Genomic DNA, 15,750 nt, shown 5'->3' with positions numbered 1-15,750 from the left:
CGCGAGCCGGCGCGGACGGATGCGGTGATGCGGAGGAAGTCATGCTCACACTCGGTGAGGTGCACACCAACCTGCTGCAGCACAGCACGGCGCTGGCCCACGAGCAGAGTTCCGAGGTGCTCCGCCTGGTCGAGGGCGAGGCGGTGCTGACCTCCCGCCGTCCGTCGCTCTACGCGGTCTCCCCCGACGTCCGCACCGGGGTGGACTGCTGGCTGCCCAGCGCCCGACGCCGTCAGCTACGCGGGGTCGGTGCGGTGGTCACCCGGGCGATCGTCACCGGCGGCCGGATCGTGCAGGCGTCTTCGGTCATCCGGGTGACGGGCGGCGATCGACGCCGGCCGTGGTCGCACTACCTGGCCAACCCGGGTGTTCTGGAGACGGTGGGCAAACTGGACGCCGTGGATCTGACCGCGGGATTCCTGCGCGGCGACGACGCCGACGTGCTGAACCTGGAGGCGATCACCGGCCGGGTGCTCGACGGCGTGCAGACCTCCGACCTGCTGGACCGGCGTCCGCCGCTGCGCGCGGCGCGTACCCGGCTGCGTTGGGCCGCGCAGGTCTCGACACGGCCGGAGCGGGAGGTTTCGGCCGTGGTCACCGTGGACTCCCCCACGCTGCGTACGGTCGAACTGGTGCTGGATCCCCAGGACGTGCCGGACGCCGTGGCCGGCCTCTGCGAGGACCTCGCCCTGCACGACTGGCTGTTGACCACGCTGTCCTCCCTCGTGGAGGCCGCCGTCGCCCGCTCGGCCACCGGTCAGGAACATGTCGAGCGGCTGCGACCGGTGCTGGAGCACCTGCTGCACCTGTGGCTGCCCGGTGCCCGGGTGAGCCCCCGGCTGCGACCGATCTGGGACCGGCTCGAACAGGTGCCGGGGTTCAGCCGGCAGTGGAACTCGTCGGTCACCTGGATCCGGGACCAGATCGCCGTGGCCAACCTGACCCTGCTGCGTGACCTCGCCGGCCGGGTTCCGGCCGGCCAGCAGTGTGGCAGGGCACTGACCGCTCACCCGCCGATGAACACGTAACTCAACCGGTCGACTAGTTCGTCGGGCAACCGCAGGCCCTCGCCGCCCGCCCGGCTGGTGATCTGCTGCGCGATCGCCGGGGGCACCGCCACCTGGCCGAGAACCGTCCGCACCGCCATCTCCACCGGCAGGTACTGGGTGTCCATCAGCGTCAGCGTGCGGTACGCGCAGAACGGCGCGGCGGCCGGATTCAACTGGACGACGGCCGGTAGCGCGTCCCACGATTCGGGCAGCTCGCCGGTGAGCCGGTGCGGCTGCATCAGCGTCTCGCCGCGACGGCGCAAGACGCCCAGCCGGGCCATCTGCCAGACCGAGGCGAGCAGGGCGCAGGCCCACACCCGGCTGCTCGGCTCGCCGGACCACAGCTCGACGTCGACGAAGATGGAGTGCCGGGGATCACCTGACTGCACCGGCGGGGACCACGGCCGGGGCAGCGTCATCGCCGGCGCGTCGACGTGACCGGGTGAGCGCATCCCGTTGGACAGCCAGCCCGACTCGCTCAACGGTGGACGGCTACCCGTGGTGTTCCGGGGTGGCTCCACCACCAGGGTGTCGACGACCATCTGGGCCAACTCGACGCCGTCGTGGCGGGCGAAGCTGGACTCCCGGGCGACGTAGTCGAGCACCAGCCCCTGCGCCGCCGCCGCGCTCTGCACCTGCTCGATCACCTCGCGCGGGGTGCCGAACCGGTGGAAGTAGTCGTCCACCATGAAGCAGGTGCTGATCCGGGGCTGGCGACCCCCCGCCAGCCCCCGGTTCGCCAGCACCGGGATGATCGCCGACCACTCGGCGATCCGGGCGAACCTGTCCCGCAGCTCCTGACATCCCGCGCCGAAGTCCTCGGCGTAGAAGTGCCCCAACTCCACCGACAGGTGCGCGTACGCCACGCTCTCCGTACGAGCCACCGCAGCCGCCTCCTGGAACCTCACGTCCACGTCGATCACACGACTTCCCACGCGGTCTCGTCGAACAACTTCGCGGTCAGCTCCACGAAGGCGTCCACCGTCCCCGTATTCGCGATCTTGGTCTGCACGTCGTGGTCCGAGATGAGCTGCTCCCGCCACTGCAACAGCGGGTCGAGCGGCACCGAGCCGAGTCGGGAGGTACGGCCGACCCCCTTACGCCGGGCCAGCTCCGACAGCTCGTCGTCGCACTTACGCAGGAACGCCTGTTGGGCGAGGTCGAGATGACCGACCTCGCCGCCTCGGGCGTCGATCACCGCGGTGCGGACGAACCGCAGTGACTCCCGCAACCGTTCGCGCTCGTGGCCGTACTCCCCGCCCATGGCCAGAATCCCGCCCGCCTCGAAGGCCAGGTCCGCCGCCGCAGTGACGTGTTGCGGGGTCCACCTGTGGAAGACCAGCCAGCGGGCGGTGACCTTGCACAGGGCCGGGGTGGCGGTCGCGGCCAGGGCGATCTGACTGGCGTACGACCGGCCGGCGCTGAGGTCCACCAGGGTCAGGTCGAACTCCTCCTCCAGGCGGAGGAAGAGGTCGACACAGCGCTTGGCGATGTCGCTGGTGAAGCCGAACTCGCTGCCGTTGCGCTGGCCGGGTAGGAGCACCAGGGCCCCCGAGCCGACGGGCCGCTGGCGCAGGCTGGCCCGCTCGGAGGTGCCCCAGACGTCCAACCGCTCGGGCGAGGGAATCTCCCCGCGCAGGTACCGGTGCAGACCGCCGCGGCTCGGCCCCGAGCCCTCCACCCCGTTGACGGCCTGCGGGATCTGGAACGTGATCCCCGCGGTCGGCGAGCCGAAGTCGTAGTCCAGGTAGCAGGTCGACTTACCGGACAGCGCGCTGCGGTAGGCGATGTTCGCCGCGGTCACCGACCGACCGGTGCCACCCTTGTGTGACGTGACGAAGACCAGCATCAGACCCCCTCACCGGCCTTCTGCTGACCGGTGGTGACGTCGTTGATCTGCAGCAACACCGTGTTCGCCAGGGCGGCCGCCGTGCCCGGACGTTCGTCCACCAGCAGTTGGGCCCGACGCAGGCTCGACCGGATGCTGCGCATGTTGCGTTGCATCGCCACACCGGAGAACGTGCCGCGCATCATCTCCCGGTCGAACAGGTACTCGGCCTCGTCGACGAGATCCTGGGCGTACGCCGCGAGCCCGCCGGCCCGGGGGAAGGGCCGTTCCGAGAGCAGCTGACTGGCGTTGACCATCGCGTGCACCGCCCGCTCGGTCAGGTACCAGGAGGGTGCCTCGGGCATCGGCGCCAGCCCCGGGAACGCGCCACCGGCATGGTCCCACAACCCCTGGTGCCGACCGTTCGGGATGCGCCGCAGCAGCAGGTGGTCCCACACCTCGTCCGCCAACTCGAGCAGTTCGCTGCGCCGCCGGGCGTTGTTGAGCAGGCCGGCGACGGTTATCGCCCGCTGGAGCAGCACCGTGGAGAACTCGTTCACGTTCCACGTCATGATCGGCTTCGACTCACGGTCGTTGAGGATCACCTGCTTGCCTGGCGCGTGCACGAGCAGCGCCTGCTCACCGGGGGACGCGCGGCGGGTGATCCGCGCCCGCTGCGCCAACTCCACCAGCACCGAGGCGATCCGGCCGAGCTCCTCGTCGCCGCCGCGCCCCACGGCGAGCAGGCCCTTGACCGCCAACGACGTCGTCTGCAACGTGTAGTAGTCGGTCCGGTCGCCGTCGGTCGTCCGCCACGGGATGTCCTCGATCGGCCAGCGTCGCCGGTTGCCGAAGGTCGCCACCGTCGCCCAGTAGGTCCGGGTCAGCTCCCAGCGCAGCTGCAACGCCCGGGACAGTCGCTGCTGTTCCTCGTTGAGCAGGCCGAGCAGGCGGGTGCGTTCGGAGTTCAGGTCCTCGATGGCGTCCATCGCGATGACCGTGAAGTAGAGGTAGGGGGCGTTCTCCGCGGACCCGGGACGCTGTTGGCCGATCGGTTCGGTGGTCGGGACCTCCTCGGCTCCGGCGATGGTTCCCCAGGACCAGCCGCACTCGAAGAGCATCTCGCTGTTGTCGAGGTCCTCGGTCACCCGACCCGACCCGAGGAGCACGCTGCGCAGGCTGGCCATCGTGTCCCGCAGCTGTTCGCGCAACGCGTTCACGACTTCCCGGCGCGGCAACTCGTCCTGGTTGACCATGTCGCACAGCCGACGGCCGTACGGGTCGGTGGGGGTGAAGACCGAGGTGCTGAAGCTGCGGAGCAGGCCGACCATGGCCGCGGTCAGCCGCACGTTGGCCATCGCCTCCAACTCGTTCAACTGGGCGAGGAGATCACGCCGCTGGGTGGCCTTCCGGTAGACCTTGACGAAACCGATCGTCGCCAGCGTGAGCGTGACGGACACCGCGAACGAGTCGACGATGTCCCGCGAGTACTGCTCCTCGGTGAGCGGCGGCCCGCCCTCCGTCGGGGTGAGGTAGCTGCCACCGGCGAAGATCGGCGTGCCGGCCTCGTCGGTGTAGCGGCGGAAATAGTCGACCATCACGCCGACCAACTGACGGGGGATCTTGATCGCGTCGCCGAGCGAACCGAGTGCCTCGACCACGTCGTCGTCGACCCGGTCCGGATCGTCGAGCGACAGTACGGAAACCTTGGCCGCGGGGAGGAGCAGGGTCAGCAACTGCTCCGCGTCACTGATCGAGTTGCTGCCGCTCCGGCCGCCCCAGCGCCATTCACCATTGTCCCAACAACTGCGCACCGTGGCCCGCCAGATGTCGAGGATCTCCTGGCGCGGCTGTATCCGCATGATCCACCGCCGTCTGTTGTTGTAGTCGCCGACTCGAAACCGCTGCTGTTGCCGTACGCGCGAGGATCCACGGTGGCCGACAATGACGTGCACCGTCATGGTAGCGGGCCGGTCGACCGCCGTCCGAAGCGCTTTGTCGGCGGGGTGTCGGCAAGCCGACCATCGGGTGTGGAGCGTGTCCGCAGCCGCCGCCGACGGTGCCGTTCAGGCTCCGGCATCGACGCTATCCGCGGGTACGACCCGTGGTCAGCAACATACTCACGTATCCGTCACGCAACGGCGGTCGGGGGCGCTCCTCGTGGACGTCAAGTTCGTACGCGCTCGCGGCGATACCGGCAACCACCTCGGCACGGGCCAGCGACACCGCCGGAAACGACCGTCGACCGACGTGGTAGCCGGCGGAGCCCAGCATGACCGCCAAGGCAAAGGGCGACCCGGGCCGCAGCGCACGGAGGAACCGGGCGATCGCCCGTTCGGCCTCCGAGCGATGAGCCGAGATGGAACACGCCACGAAGAACATCGTTCCGGCGTCCCAGGCATGGACCGGCAGGGTGAAGACACTGGTCCGCGACACCCTGGCCACCCGCGCCAGACGCCGTCGCGGATCGGTCAGGGCAGCGTACGCCGGGTGCTCCGCACACACCTGCCAGTACGGATCCCACATCGGGTCGTAGGAGTCGACCTGCTGACGCAACCAACACACATTCGACGTCGACCATTCACACAGATCGATGGTATGGGCGAACGGCAGGAGCGCCAGCGTCGGATAGAGATTCGCTCCCGACCCCACGTCGACGCAGCGTGCCCCGGAAAGCTCCGCCCCGGCGAAGAAGTCCCTGGTCCGGCGGAGGAATTCCTGATCATCGGCTCGCAGGTTCGCGTAGTTGTGTCGGACATACGTCTGCGGGTCGAACCCGTCCCACTGGACCTCGGCATTGACCGGTCCCGGCGCCTCGATCGGCAGGGGCGAGGTCGAGGAGTCGCCGCCACCGGCCGCCGGGGTCAACGCCATGACCGCACCTCCATCGATGTCGGCGGACGACCTTCGGTGAGGTCTCGGACGCGCTCGGTGCACCGCCCTTTGTGTATCGGAAGTGTTGCCGGCCCGCAAGGGTCGCTCTTTCACCGCGCCCGACAACGACCACCCGACGGTGACCAATACGTGAGTCACGGGCGACACATTGCTGGTACGCACGTCGCGAATCCGCCACCCCCTCGGGGGTGGGCCGCCGGGCACCTATCCACCCAGGTGCGGGGTTGCCTCCGGCAATCCGGCGGGGCCGGGACAAATAGGTGGGCATACTTTCTCAGCATCCTTTCGACCTGACGGCGTTGACGAATCGCCGACGATGCCCGTCTGCGGAAACGGCACGTACGGCGGTTTCCACCGCAGCCGTCGCGTCAGCCGTGGGCGGCAAGCCCGATCGGGTCGGCCGCCGATCGGGTCAGCCGCGGATCGAATCGGCCGCGCCGGAGCGGTTGGACCTGAATCGCTGATGTCATCAGCTCGAAAGGATGCGCATCCACCAACCCGGCCCTCCGTCCGAGCCGGAGGGTGTCCACGCCGCGCCCGGCCGGGGATCGCAGGGGGATGCGGTGGCCCGAAGCCACCCTCGGCCAACAGAAGGCCCCGATCGAGCACCGTCCGAGTCGCCGGGGTCGCTGCTGGAGTTCCTATCCGAGACTGAGATCGTGCTGCTCCAGTGCGTGCTGAATGATTCCGAGCGCCTTCGGTCCCACCCCGTGCAGCACGGACAGCTCGGCGCGTGGCACGCCCGCGAGATCACGCAGCGTCGGGTAGCCGGCTTGGGTCAGGGCGCGCACAGCCGGCGCACCGATCTTCGGTAGGACGTTGAGATCGGTCATCATTCCGTCGACCCTACGCAACCGCAGCCGACCACCTGTTCATCGCCCGACAGCACAAAGACCACCTCCCGAACCCGGGAAGTGGTCTCTGACCTGCGGAACTGAGAGTGGGCGATGCTGGTATCGAACCAGCGACCTCTTCGGTGTGAACGAAGCGCTCTCCCACTGAGCTAATCGCCCTCAGCGCCGTTGACTCTACCCGATCGTGCGCCGGAGCCAAAAACCCGGGGTGCCGGTCAGGTCGTGGCGAGGTGGTGCAGCAGTTGGGCGACCAGGTCGATGCCGAGGCTGTACTTGAGCGAGAGCCAGAGCACCACGGCGACGAAGACGAGGCCGACGGAGCCGAGCAGGAACCGCACGGGCAGGGAGCGGGTGGCGGCCCACCGGGTCCAGGCGTGGACGTGGCGGCGGGTGAAGCCGAGCAGCCGGCGGGCCCAGTGGAACTCGACGGCCCAGATGGCGAGGCCGGCGATGACGATCAGCCAACCGGGACCGGGCAGCGGGATCAGGGCGATGCCGACGGTCACCACGATCGCCCCGGCGACGGCGACGAATATCTTGAGGGCGACGCGGCCGGTGGGGTTGGCCCGGATCAGGTCGAGGGTGGTGCGCAGCCGCCACCGCCAGCCGGTGGGGCGGGCGGCGAGGGCGGTCCGACCGGATCGACCGTCGCCACCGCGGGCGCGCCCGTTGACCGGTCGGGCCCGGCCGCGGGAGTTGCGGGGGGTGCCAGCGACGCGACCGGCACGTCCGGCGTCGGAGGTCGCCCGACCGTCTCGGTCCGGTGGCTTGATCGGCACCCTGTCACCCCGCCTTTTGGCTGCCCGGGCCCCTACTTTCGGTGACTCGGCCCTACTCACCGCATCCATTGAGGAACGCTTCGCGGCCATTTCACCCCCAGTGTCGTCCCGGCCCGTCACTTGCGCAGACCACTGGACGTTACCGGAGTAAGTCGACGACTGAACCACCCGACTTCGGACGGGCTCCCGACTGGGCAGAACCGGAAATCCTACAAGAATTCTCACATTCTCGCGGCGATTCGGACCCCCTTCCCACCACTGGGTGAAGTCAGCGTATGGCGGAGCGTAGCCAGCAGTAGCACCTGAGTATGGGAAAAGCGGGACACGCGCGTTCCGCAGCGGTGCCGGGGGGAGAACGTCCATGAGTGTCATCCGACCGACGACCGTAGAGGTCGAGACGTCGCTAAGGCTCGTCGCGCCTGACGCCACCGCCTTGCCGGTGCGTGCCAGCCTGCGTTACGACCCTGCTGACCCGTATGCGGTCCATGTCCTGTTCCACGCCGAGTCGGCCGGTGGCGAGGCGGTGAGCTGGTCTTTCGCCCGCGAACTGCTGGTCACCGGCCTCGACGAGCCGGCCGGCATCGGCGACGTGCGGGTCTGGCCCTGGGCCACCCCGCGCGGCGACTTCGTCGCGCTGGCCCTGTCGTCGCCGGACGGCAACGCCCTGTTCGAGGTCCCGCGCAGCGTGCTGGTGCGTTTCCTGCGCCGGACCTACGTCGTCGTCCCGCGCGGCCGGGAGGCCGAGCACCTGGACGTCGACACGGCGGTGACCCGGCTGCTCGCCGGTCGCTGACCAGTCTGCCCCGGAGCCGCGCGGATCTGCCGAGTCCGCGCGGCTCCGGCCGTCCAACTCCGGTGTACGCGCCACGCCGCCCGGTCACGTCACCGCCCGTCGGGTCCGCCGGTCAGCCGTGCGTGGTGATGCCCCCGTCCACCGGGATGACCGCGCCGGTCAGATACGCCCCGGCCCGTGACGCCAGGAAGATCGCCGCGCCGGCCATGTCGTCGGGGCGACCGATCCGGCCGAGCGGCACCTGCTGCGTGATCGCCGCCCGGGTCGCGGGGTCGTCCAGGGCGAAGGCCATCATCTTGCTCTCGAACGGGCCGGGGGCGATCGCGTTGACCGTGATCCGCTCGGCGGCGAGCTGGTGGGCGAGGCTACGGGTGAGCATGTGCACGGCGGCCTTGGTGGCCGAGTACGCGTACACCTCCATGGCCGGCACCCGGAGCCCGTCGATCGAGCCGATGTTGATCACGCGGGCCGGGTCGTCGTCGCCGGCCGCCGCCCGCAGCGCCGGCAGCAGCGCGGTGGTGAGCCGGAAGACCGCCTTCACGTTGACCGCCCAGAGCTTGTCGAACGCGCTGCCCGGGTACGACTCCAGCGGCGCGCCCCAGGTCGCCCCCGCGTTGTTGACCAGCACGTCGAGCCGGTCGTACCGCTCGCGGACGGCGGCGGCGAGAGCCTCGGCGCCCGCGTCGTCGCCCAGGTCGGCGGGGATCGCCTCGCACCGCCCCTCGGCCGACAACTCCGTGGCCACCGCCTCGCACACGTCGGCCTTGCGCGACGAGATGACGACCGTGGCCCCGGCCCGGACGAAGCCCCGGGCGATCATCAGCCCGATCCCCCGGGAGCCGCCGGTGACCAGAACCGTCTTGCCGTCGACCGAGAACAGATCCGTCATGAGCACCCCATCGCGCGTCGCGGTCCTTACCGATCGGTAACGTAGCCCGGCCCCGGCAGCCGGACAACCCCGGCGGGACGCCCCTCCACCGCAAGCGCGACAGAGTCCCGTCGCCGGGATGCGACCTGGGCCGTCCCCGGTTACGGTCGACGACGATGGTCCCTTCCGGTCAGCTCTCCCCGGCAACCCGTCCCGACCTGCCCCGCCCCGAGATCGACGTCCTGGAGCTGGGCGACCTCGTCCCCGGCACGGGCGCGCCCCGACCGGTCCTGCTCGACCACGATCTGCTCGCCCTGGTCACCGGCGGGCACGGCCTCGTCGAGCTGGACTTCCGGGCGCTGCCCTGCCGCCCCGGCACCCTGCTGCGGGCCGTTCCCGGCCAGGTGCTGCGCTGCCCCGCGCGGCTCGACGCGGTCGTGCTCCGCTGGCACGCCGACGCGCTGCGCGGCCTGGACGTCGACCCCGCCGCCGTGCCGCAGCACCACCAGCTCACCGGTCCGGACGAGGACGCCGTCATCAACGAGGTCTCCCAACTCGTGGTGGACCACCGCCGGCACCGCGCCGACCCGGCCGCGCACCCCCTGCTGCGGCACCAGCTCGCGGTGCTGCTGATCCGGCTCGCCCTGCTGCCCGGCGTCCGCGACTCCGGCGCGACGCCCGACGACACCGACCCGCAGCGGACCGAGCGGGCCACGTTCCGCCGGTTCTGCCGGGAGGTGGAGGCGGGGTACCCGTACACCCGGCGGGTGGAGGACTACGCGGCCCGGCTGGGTTGCTCGGTGCGTACCCTGACCCGGGCCTGCCTGGCGGTGACCGGGCGCAGCGCCAAGCAGGTGGTCGACGAGCGGGTCGCGCTGCAGGCCCGTCGGCTGCTCGCCGCCACCGACGAACCGGTGGCCCGGATCGGTCGGCAGCTCGGCTTCCCCGAGCCGACGAACTTCGGCCGGTTCTTCACCCGCGAGGTGGGGGTGAGTCCGGGCGCGTTCCGGGCCGCCCGGGACCGCCCGTCGGCGCGGATAGTCCGACCACGGCGACCCGCTGACCCCGCTGACCCCGACGGACGGGCATGATGGCATGGTGCAGATCTCCGCGCGCGGCGACTATGCGGTTCGAGCGGCCCTGAGCCTGGCCACCGCCTACCCCTCCCTGCTCTCCACCCAGGCGATCGCCAGCGAGCAGGACATGCCGCGCAAGTTTCTCGAAGCGGTCCTGGCCGACCTGCGTCGGGCCGGCGTGGTCCGCGCGCAGCGCGGCGCCGAGGGCGGCTACACCCTGGCCCGACCACCGCGCGAGGTCACCGTCGGGGCGATCCTGCGCGCCGTCGAGGGCCCGTTGGCCGGGGTACGCGGGCTGCGTCCCGAGGAGACCCGGTACGAGGGCTCGGCGGAGAACCTCCCCCGGCTCTGGGTGGCGGTGCGCGCCGCCGTCCGGCAGGTGCTCGACGAGGTGACTCTGGCCGAGGTGGTCAGCGGGCGGCTCCCGACGCACGTCCGCAAGCTGACCACCCTGCCCGACGCGTGGGAGCCGCGCTGACGGTCGCGCCACCCGTCGGTACGCCGGCCCCGCCCGTCGCACCCTCCCGCCGTGGTCCACACCGTCCAGCCTGGACCGGGACCAGGTTTCGGTTTTCGTGGATGCGGGCATCTATCGGGCCGAGACGGCAACGACGACAGGGAACGCGAAGGGAGCGCCACGATGGGTCTGATGTTCCGTAAGCGCAAGAAGTACGGGCCGATCATCCTGAACTTCACCGAGAACGGCTTCTCGTCGTGGAGCATCAAGATCGGTCGTTGGTCGTGGAACTCCCGCGCCAAGGCGCACCGTGTCGACCTGCCGGGCCCGCTGTCCTGGAAGCAGGACAAGTCCCGGGCGTGACGCCCTTGCGTCGAACGGGGTGCCGGTGGACCACCGGCACCCCGTTCGGCGTCCACGCCGGCCCACCGCCGGCCGGGTTCGGCGTCCACGCCCCGTACCGCCGCCTGCCGGGTTCGGCGTTCCCCGGATCGGGGCGGTCCCGACGGCGCAGAATCGCCGCATGGCGAGCGACGACGGAACCTGGGCGCGGATGCGACGGCACACCCTGGCCGCCTGCGTCCTGCTGGTGGTCAGCTACTTCCTGATTCCGTTGGAGCCCGATCCGAACGGGCTGCGGCTGACCCTGCGCGCGGTCGGCACCCTGCTGTTGATCGGCGTGGTCACCGTCCTGGTCACCCGTCGGGTGGGCCGCCAGTTGGGGGCCCGCGCCCCGGTCGGCGGGGACGAGGTCCGCTCGTTGAGCCGGCTGGTGGTGGCGCTGGTCGCGGGGCTGCTCGCGTTCGCGGTCGCCGACTACGTGGTGGCCGGCAGCGGGCCGGGGCAGTTCTCGGGGCTGCACACCCGCTTGGACGCGCTCTATTTCGCCCTGACCACCCTCACCACGGTCGGCTACGGCGACGTGCACGCCCAGGGGCAGCTCGCCAAGGCGATCGTCTGCGTGCAGATGGTGTTCAGCATCGGGGTGATCGCCACCGGGGCGTCCATCGTGGTCAGGCAGTTGACCGGGCGGCCGGGGCGGGGTCTGCGCTGATCAGCACGTCCCCGCCGAGCCGCCCGTGCTCCGGGTCCCGGGTGACCAGGCCTGCGTCCAGCAGCCCGGTCAGCGCCCGCCCGGCGTCCCCGGCCCGGTAGGCGGTCGCGGTCAGCGCGTGCCGGCGCAGCTCGGTCACCGTACGCGGGCCGTGGCGGGTCAGCTCGGCGAGCAGTTCGTCGCGCAGCGGGCCGGTGGGCGGTTCCGCCACCACGTCGAGCAGGCCACCGGCCGGGTCCCGGTAATGGACGGCGACGCCGTCGGCTCCGGCGGCGTCGGTGGCCCAGAGCGCGTCCTTGAACGCCTCCAGGCTCTTGTCCAGGCCGGTGCCGAAGGCGACCAGGGGGGCCGGCGTCCCGTCGGCGGGGACCAGCTCGACCTCGGCGACCAGGGGAAACCCGGCGGCGGTCAGGGCCGGCCGCAGGCTGGGGCCGGTGCCGGTGAGCAGCACCTCGGCCGGGCGGCCGGTGGTCGTGGCGGCCAGCAGCGCCGGCGTCGGTGCCGCACCGTCGACCACGGTGAGCAGTGGTGCGCCGGCCGCTCCGGCCGCCTTGAGCACCACCGGCAGCCGGGCCGGATCGCCGGGCACCACGTGCACGGCCACGTCGCCGGGCAGGCCGGCCTCGACGACGCCGAGCCGGGCGGGCAGCTCGGGGCCGCCGTCGGCGAGCACCAGCACGGTGAGCCGGCGGCCCCGGAGCCGGTCGGCGAAGCCGGCCACCACCCGCAGGGCCGCCTCGGCGGTGCCGGGGTCACCGGTGTACGCCAGGGCGAGGGTGGCCCGCCGGGAGCGGTGCAGGGCCCCCGGCAGCCAGTGCTCGAGCTGACGGACGAGCAGTCCGCCCAGGACGGCGTCGATCGACATGCTGTCGTTCTACCGTACGGCCGTTCAGGCCGGGACGGAGATCCCCACCCCGCCCCGGGTCTGTCCGCCGTAGCGGGCCCGTTCGCGGTCGAGGTCGAGCCGGCCGATCCGCTTGCGGGCGGCGAGGGTGTCCTCGTCGAGCTGGTCGGCCGGGACGATCCAGACGATCTCGAACTCCAGCCCGTCGGGGTCACGGCCGTAGAGGCTCTTGGTGGTGCCGTGGTCGGAGGTGCCGACCAGGGCGTCGGCGGCGGCCAGCCGCTGGGCGGTGGCGGCCAGCTCGTCGAGGGTGTCCAGCTCCCAGGCCAGGTGGTAGAGGCCGACGGTGGCCCGGCCGGCCTGCGAGCGGCCGGCGTTCGTGCCGATCTCGAACAGACCGAGGTCGTGGTCGTTGGTCGAGTCGGGGGCCTGGAGGAAGGCCGCGCCCCGGAACCCGTCCGGGGTCATCGGCACCGGGCGGAAGCCCAGCACGTCGCGGTAGAAGTCGATGCTGCGACGCAGGTCGGAGACGTAGAGCACGGCGTGGTTGAGGCGATGGATTCCCATGTCCACCACGCTAGCGCGATTTTGTTGAGCGTTCAACTATTCCGGTTATGATGGTCGTCATGACCCGCTGGCTGGACCCCGACGAGCAGCAGACCTGGCGCGCCTTCCTGACCGCCACCCGGGCGCTGACCGACACCCTCGACCGCGAGCTGCAACACGACGCCGGGATGCCGCACGCCTACTACGAGATCCTGGTCCGGCTCTCCGAGGTGCCCGACCGGCGGCTGCGGATGAGCGAGCTGGCCGACCTCACCGGCTCCTCGCGCAGCCGGCTCTCGCACGCCGTCGCCCGGCTGGAGACCACCGGTTGGGTATGCCGCGAGGACTGCCCCACCGACCGGCGCGGGCAGGTCGCCGTGCTCACCGACGCCGGTTTCGCGGCGCTCGCCGCCGCCGCGCCCGGCCACGTCGAGGGGGTACGCCGGCACCTGTTCGACGCGCTCAGCCCCGCCCAGGTCGACCAGTTGCGCCGGATCAGCGAGACGCTGGTCGCCCACCTGACCGGTTCTTGACCAAGTTGCCGACCGGCAAGGGTTGTACTAACCGTTGCCGGCCAAGCACGATGGGGCGTGTCTTCCGGCTTCGGTGAACTGACCCTCCAGGCGCAGCACCTGGTGTCCGCCGGCGACCTGGCCGGTGCCCAGCGACTGCTGGCCGATGCGCTGACCGACGCGGACCCCCGCCCCGATCATGCCTCCCCCGAGCTGGCCGAGGCCGCCGGGCTCCAGGCCCGACTGCTGGTCACCCTCGGCGAACCCCACTCCGCACGCGGCTGGGCCGCCTTCGCGTACGCGGCGTCGAGCCGCTTGTACGGCATCTCCGACCAGCGGACCATCTCGGCGGCGGCCACCCTGGCGGCGGTGCTGCACCGGGTCGGCAGCGACGCCCGCGCCGCCCGGCTCTACTCCGAGGTGATCCTGGAGCTGACCGCCCACGACGGTCCCGAGTCGCTGCGGGTGCTCGCCGCGCACGCCGACCTGGCCACCGTGGAGTATGCCCGGGGCCAGTGCTCCGAGGCCCGTGAACGCCTCCAGGACGCCTGGGAGCTGCACCGCGAGGTGTACGGCGACGGCCACGCCAGTGGCATCAAGATGCTCGCCCGACTCGGTGCCATGCAACGCGACTGCGGCCGGTTCGACGAGGCGCACGACAACCTCGCCCTCGCCCGCGAGCTGGCCCGTGAGCACCTGGCTCCCGACGACCCGCTCGCCCGGCAGGTGGCCGCCCTGGCCCGCGCCGCCGCCGACCCCGACCACGTCTGCGACGACGAGCCCAGCCCCGAGCGCGGTACGCCGGTGGTGCCGGCCGCCCGCACCCCGCCGCCCGCCGAGGGGCCGCCCGACCTGCCCGGCTGGTCGGCCGGCCCGGTGCCACCCGACGATCAGTACCCGCCGACGGTGCCCGGCCAGCGGATGCCCGCCGACGACACCGGCTACCCGCCGGACGCCGGCCGTCCCGGTCCCGCCGACCCCTACGGCGCCCCCGACCGGTTCGATCCCCCTGACCGGTTCGGCACACCCGGCCGCTTCGGCGCGGCCGGCACCGCGGCAGGTGGCGGGTATTCCGCCGGCACCGGCTATCCCACCGACAGCGGCTATCCGGCCGGCACCGGCTACGGCCCCTGGGACGGCCAGCCCGGCGGGGACGGCTACCGGGCCGGTGGCGGTCCGGACGATGTCGGCTACCCGGGCGATACCGGCTATCCGGGCGGCAGCGGCTACCCGGCCTCCGGTCATCCGACCTCAGCTCACCCGGCGCCGGGCCGCCCGGTCGAGTCGGGCTATCCGGCGGGCGCGGGTCATCCGACCGAGCCGGGTGATTTCGGCAGGCCCGGTCATCCCGGTGGACCCGGTCATCCCGGTGGGCCGGGGTATGCGCCAGGGTCGGGCCGGATCGACGACGACGGACGCTGGCCGCCCGAGCCGGCCGCGGCCGGGACGACCGGTTCCACGACCGGCGAATGGCGGGACACCCCCTACGCCCCGCCGCTGTCGCAGAGCCGCCGGGACGAGGAGGCGGCCGGGGTACGCCGGGTCACGCCCAGCGAGCCACCGGTGGACCCGTCACGGTTGCTGCCCGTACTGGTGCCGCGCCGGCACGCCCCGCCCCGCCGCCGCCCGGGTGCCGTACCGCTGGTGGCCGCCGGGGTGGCCGTGGTGCTGCTGGGTGCGGTCGCGGTGATCGCCGGGGTGTCCCAGGTGGGCGGCTCCGACGCGCCGCCGCCCGCCGCTCCGAGCGAGGCCGCCCCGACCGCCGCCACGCCGAACGCCGGCCCGCCCGCCTCGCCGGGCACCCCACCGGGGCGGGTGACGCTGCGGGACCGACCCGACGGCATCACCCTGACCTGGACGTACCCGGCCGGCAGCGAGGGCCCGGTGGTGCTCTCCGCCGCCCAGGCCGGGCAGGACCCGCGCCCCTTCCAGACCCTCCCACCCGGCACCGACAGCTTCGTCGTGCACGGCCTGGACCGCACCACCAACTACTGCTTCACCGTCGCCGTCGTCTGGTCCACCGACGTGGTGGCCCGAGCCAAACGCGTCTGCACCACCCGCCGCTGACCCACCCCTGCCCACCGGCCCCGTCGCCCCCGCCCCGCGCCGCGACGCCCACCGATGTTGATCAAGAGGTTTGCGTCACCCCCGGCGGAATTCCCGACGCAAACCTCTTGATCACCGCAGGCGGCCGG

At 71.9% G+C, this 15,750-nt stretch carries 17 protein-coding genes and 1 tRNA gene; 8 read left to right on the top strand and 10 right to left on the bottom strand.

Annotated features, from left to right (window positions below; genetic code table 11):
* Positions 1-41: 41 nt before the first annotated feature.
* Complete coding sequence (locus ACN268_RS30720; protein WP_421486522.1) at positions 42-1,028, top strand: SCO2521 family protein; 987 nt, start codon at positions 42-44, stop codon at positions 1,026-1,028.
* On the opposite strand, the gene ACN268_RS30715 is transcribed toward ACN268_RS30720, so the two are convergent.
* The 7 genes from ACN268_RS30715 to ACN268_RS30685 all read right to left on the bottom strand — a co-directional run bounded on the left by ACN268_RS30715 (position 1,007) and on the right by ACN268_RS30685 (position 7,474).
* Positions 1,007-1,984, bottom strand: coding sequence for an SCO2522 family protein (locus ACN268_RS30715; RefSeq protein WP_421486521.1), 978 nt, complete (start codon positions 1,982-1,984; stop codon positions 1,007-1,009). The genes ACN268_RS30720 and ACN268_RS30715 overlap by 22 nt on opposite strands.
* Complete coding sequence (locus ACN268_RS30710) at positions 1,969-2,898, bottom strand: SCO2523 family variant P-loop protein (RefSeq protein ID WP_421486520.1); 930 nt, start codon at positions 2,896-2,898, stop codon at positions 1,969-1,971. Before ACN268_RS30710 ends, ACN268_RS30715 begins: the two co-directional genes overlap by 16 nt.
* On the bottom strand, positions 2,898-4,739 hold the full coding sequence (locus tag ACN268_RS30705) for an SCO2524 family protein (protein ID WP_421486519.1): 1,842 nt from the start codon (positions 4,737-4,739) through the stop codon (positions 2,898-2,900). The genes ACN268_RS30710 and ACN268_RS30705 overlap by 1 nt, the downstream gene beginning before the upstream one ends.
* A 223-nt stretch (positions 4,740-4,962) precedes the next feature.
* A complete protein-coding gene (locus tag ACN268_RS30700; protein WP_421486518.1) occupies positions 4,963-5,751 on the bottom strand; it encodes an SCO2525 family SAM-dependent methyltransferase in 789 nt (262 codons plus the stop codon).
* 662 nt (positions 5,752-6,413) lie between these two features.
* On the bottom strand, positions 6,414-6,608 hold the full coding sequence (locus ACN268_RS30695) for a DNA-binding protein (RefSeq protein ID WP_421486517.1): 195 nt from the start codon (positions 6,606-6,608) through the stop codon (positions 6,414-6,416).
* 105 nt (positions 6,609-6,713) lie between these two features.
* Positions 6,714-6,785, bottom strand: a tRNA-Val gene (locus ACN268_RS30690).
* Positions 6,786-6,841: 56 nt separating this feature from the next.
* Positions 6,842-7,474 (bottom strand): TIGR02611 family protein, encoded by a 633-nt coding sequence (locus ACN268_RS30685; RefSeq protein ID WP_421486516.1) that lies wholly within the window; start codon positions 7,472-7,474, stop codon positions 6,842-6,844.
* Positions 7,475-7,766: 292 nt separating this feature from the next.
* On the opposite strand from ACN268_RS30685, the gene ACN268_RS30680 reads away from it, so the two are divergent.
* Positions 7,767-8,198 carry an SsgA family sporulation/cell division regulator gene (locus tag ACN268_RS30680; protein WP_053653619.1) on the top strand — a complete coding sequence of 144 codons (432 nt, stop codon included), beginning with the start codon at positions 7,767-7,769 and terminating at the stop codon, positions 8,196-8,198.
* Between the two features lie 112 nt (positions 8,199-8,310).
* Here the strand turns inward: ACN268_RS30680 and ACN268_RS30675 are convergent, their stop codons facing one another.
* Positions 8,311-9,087: a glucose 1-dehydrogenase gene (locus ACN268_RS30675; protein ID WP_421486515.1), complete on the bottom strand. Its 777-nt coding sequence runs from the start codon at positions 9,085-9,087 to the stop codon at positions 8,311-8,313.
* A gap of 155 nt (positions 9,088-9,242) precedes the next feature.
* On the opposite strand from ACN268_RS30675, the gene ACN268_RS30670 reads away from it, so the two are divergent.
* The 4 genes from ACN268_RS30670 (at position 9,243) to ACN268_RS30655 (ending at position 11,653) form a co-directional block, all read left to right on the top strand.
* A complete protein-coding gene (locus ACN268_RS30670) occupies positions 9,243-10,157 on the top strand; it encodes a helix-turn-helix transcriptional regulator (RefSeq protein ID WP_421486514.1) in 915 nt (304 codons plus the stop codon).
* Positions 10,158-10,164: 7 nt separating this feature from the next.
* Complete coding sequence (locus tag ACN268_RS30665) at positions 10,165-10,620, top strand: RrF2 family transcriptional regulator (RefSeq protein WP_204924179.1); 456 nt, start codon at positions 10,165-10,167, stop codon at positions 10,618-10,620.
* A 162-nt stretch (positions 10,621-10,782) separates the two neighbouring features.
* On the top strand, positions 10,783-10,962 hold the full coding sequence (locus ACN268_RS30660) for a DUF4236 domain-containing protein (protein WP_007075522.1): 180 nt from the start codon (positions 10,783-10,785) through the stop codon (positions 10,960-10,962).
* Positions 10,963-11,122: 160 nt separating this feature from the next.
* Positions 11,123-11,653, top strand: a complete 531-nt coding sequence (locus ACN268_RS30655) for a potassium channel family protein (RefSeq protein WP_421486513.1) — start codon at positions 11,123-11,125, stop codon at positions 11,651-11,653.
* Here ACN268_RS30655 and ACN268_RS30650 read toward each other — a convergent pair.
* On the bottom strand, positions 11,613-12,518 hold the full coding sequence (locus ACN268_RS30650) for a hypothetical protein (RefSeq protein ID WP_421486512.1): 906 nt from the start codon (positions 12,516-12,518) through the stop codon (positions 11,613-11,615). The genes ACN268_RS30655 and ACN268_RS30650 overlap by 41 nt on opposite strands.
* 24 nt (positions 12,519-12,542) lie before the next feature.
* The gene (locus tag ACN268_RS30645; RefSeq protein WP_420118955.1) at positions 12,543-13,064 is read right to left on the bottom strand and encodes a VOC family protein; all 522 of its coding nucleotides are present in this window, start codon (positions 13,062-13,064) and stop codon (positions 12,543-12,545) included.
* 50 nt (positions 13,065-13,114) lie between these two features.
* On the opposite strand from ACN268_RS30645, the gene ACN268_RS30640 reads away from it, so the two are divergent.
* Positions 13,115-13,576, top strand: a complete 462-nt coding sequence (locus ACN268_RS30640; RefSeq protein ID WP_421487039.1) for a MarR family winged helix-turn-helix transcriptional regulator — start codon at positions 13,115-13,117, stop codon at positions 13,574-13,576.
* A gap of 57 nt (positions 13,577-13,633) precedes the next feature.
* A complete protein-coding gene (locus ACN268_RS30635) occupies positions 13,634-15,622 on the top strand; it encodes a tetratricopeptide repeat protein (protein ID WP_421486511.1) in 1,989 nt (662 codons plus the stop codon).
* Positions 15,623-15,750: the final 128 nt, after the last annotated feature.

It is taken from the genome of Micromonospora sp. WMMD735, assembly GCF_049178995.1.
Taxonomy (GTDB): domain Bacteria; phylum Actinomycetota; class Actinomycetes; order Mycobacteriales; family Micromonosporaceae; genus Micromonospora; species Micromonospora wenchangensis.
This window is presented reverse-complemented; position numbering and strand designations above follow the sequence as displayed.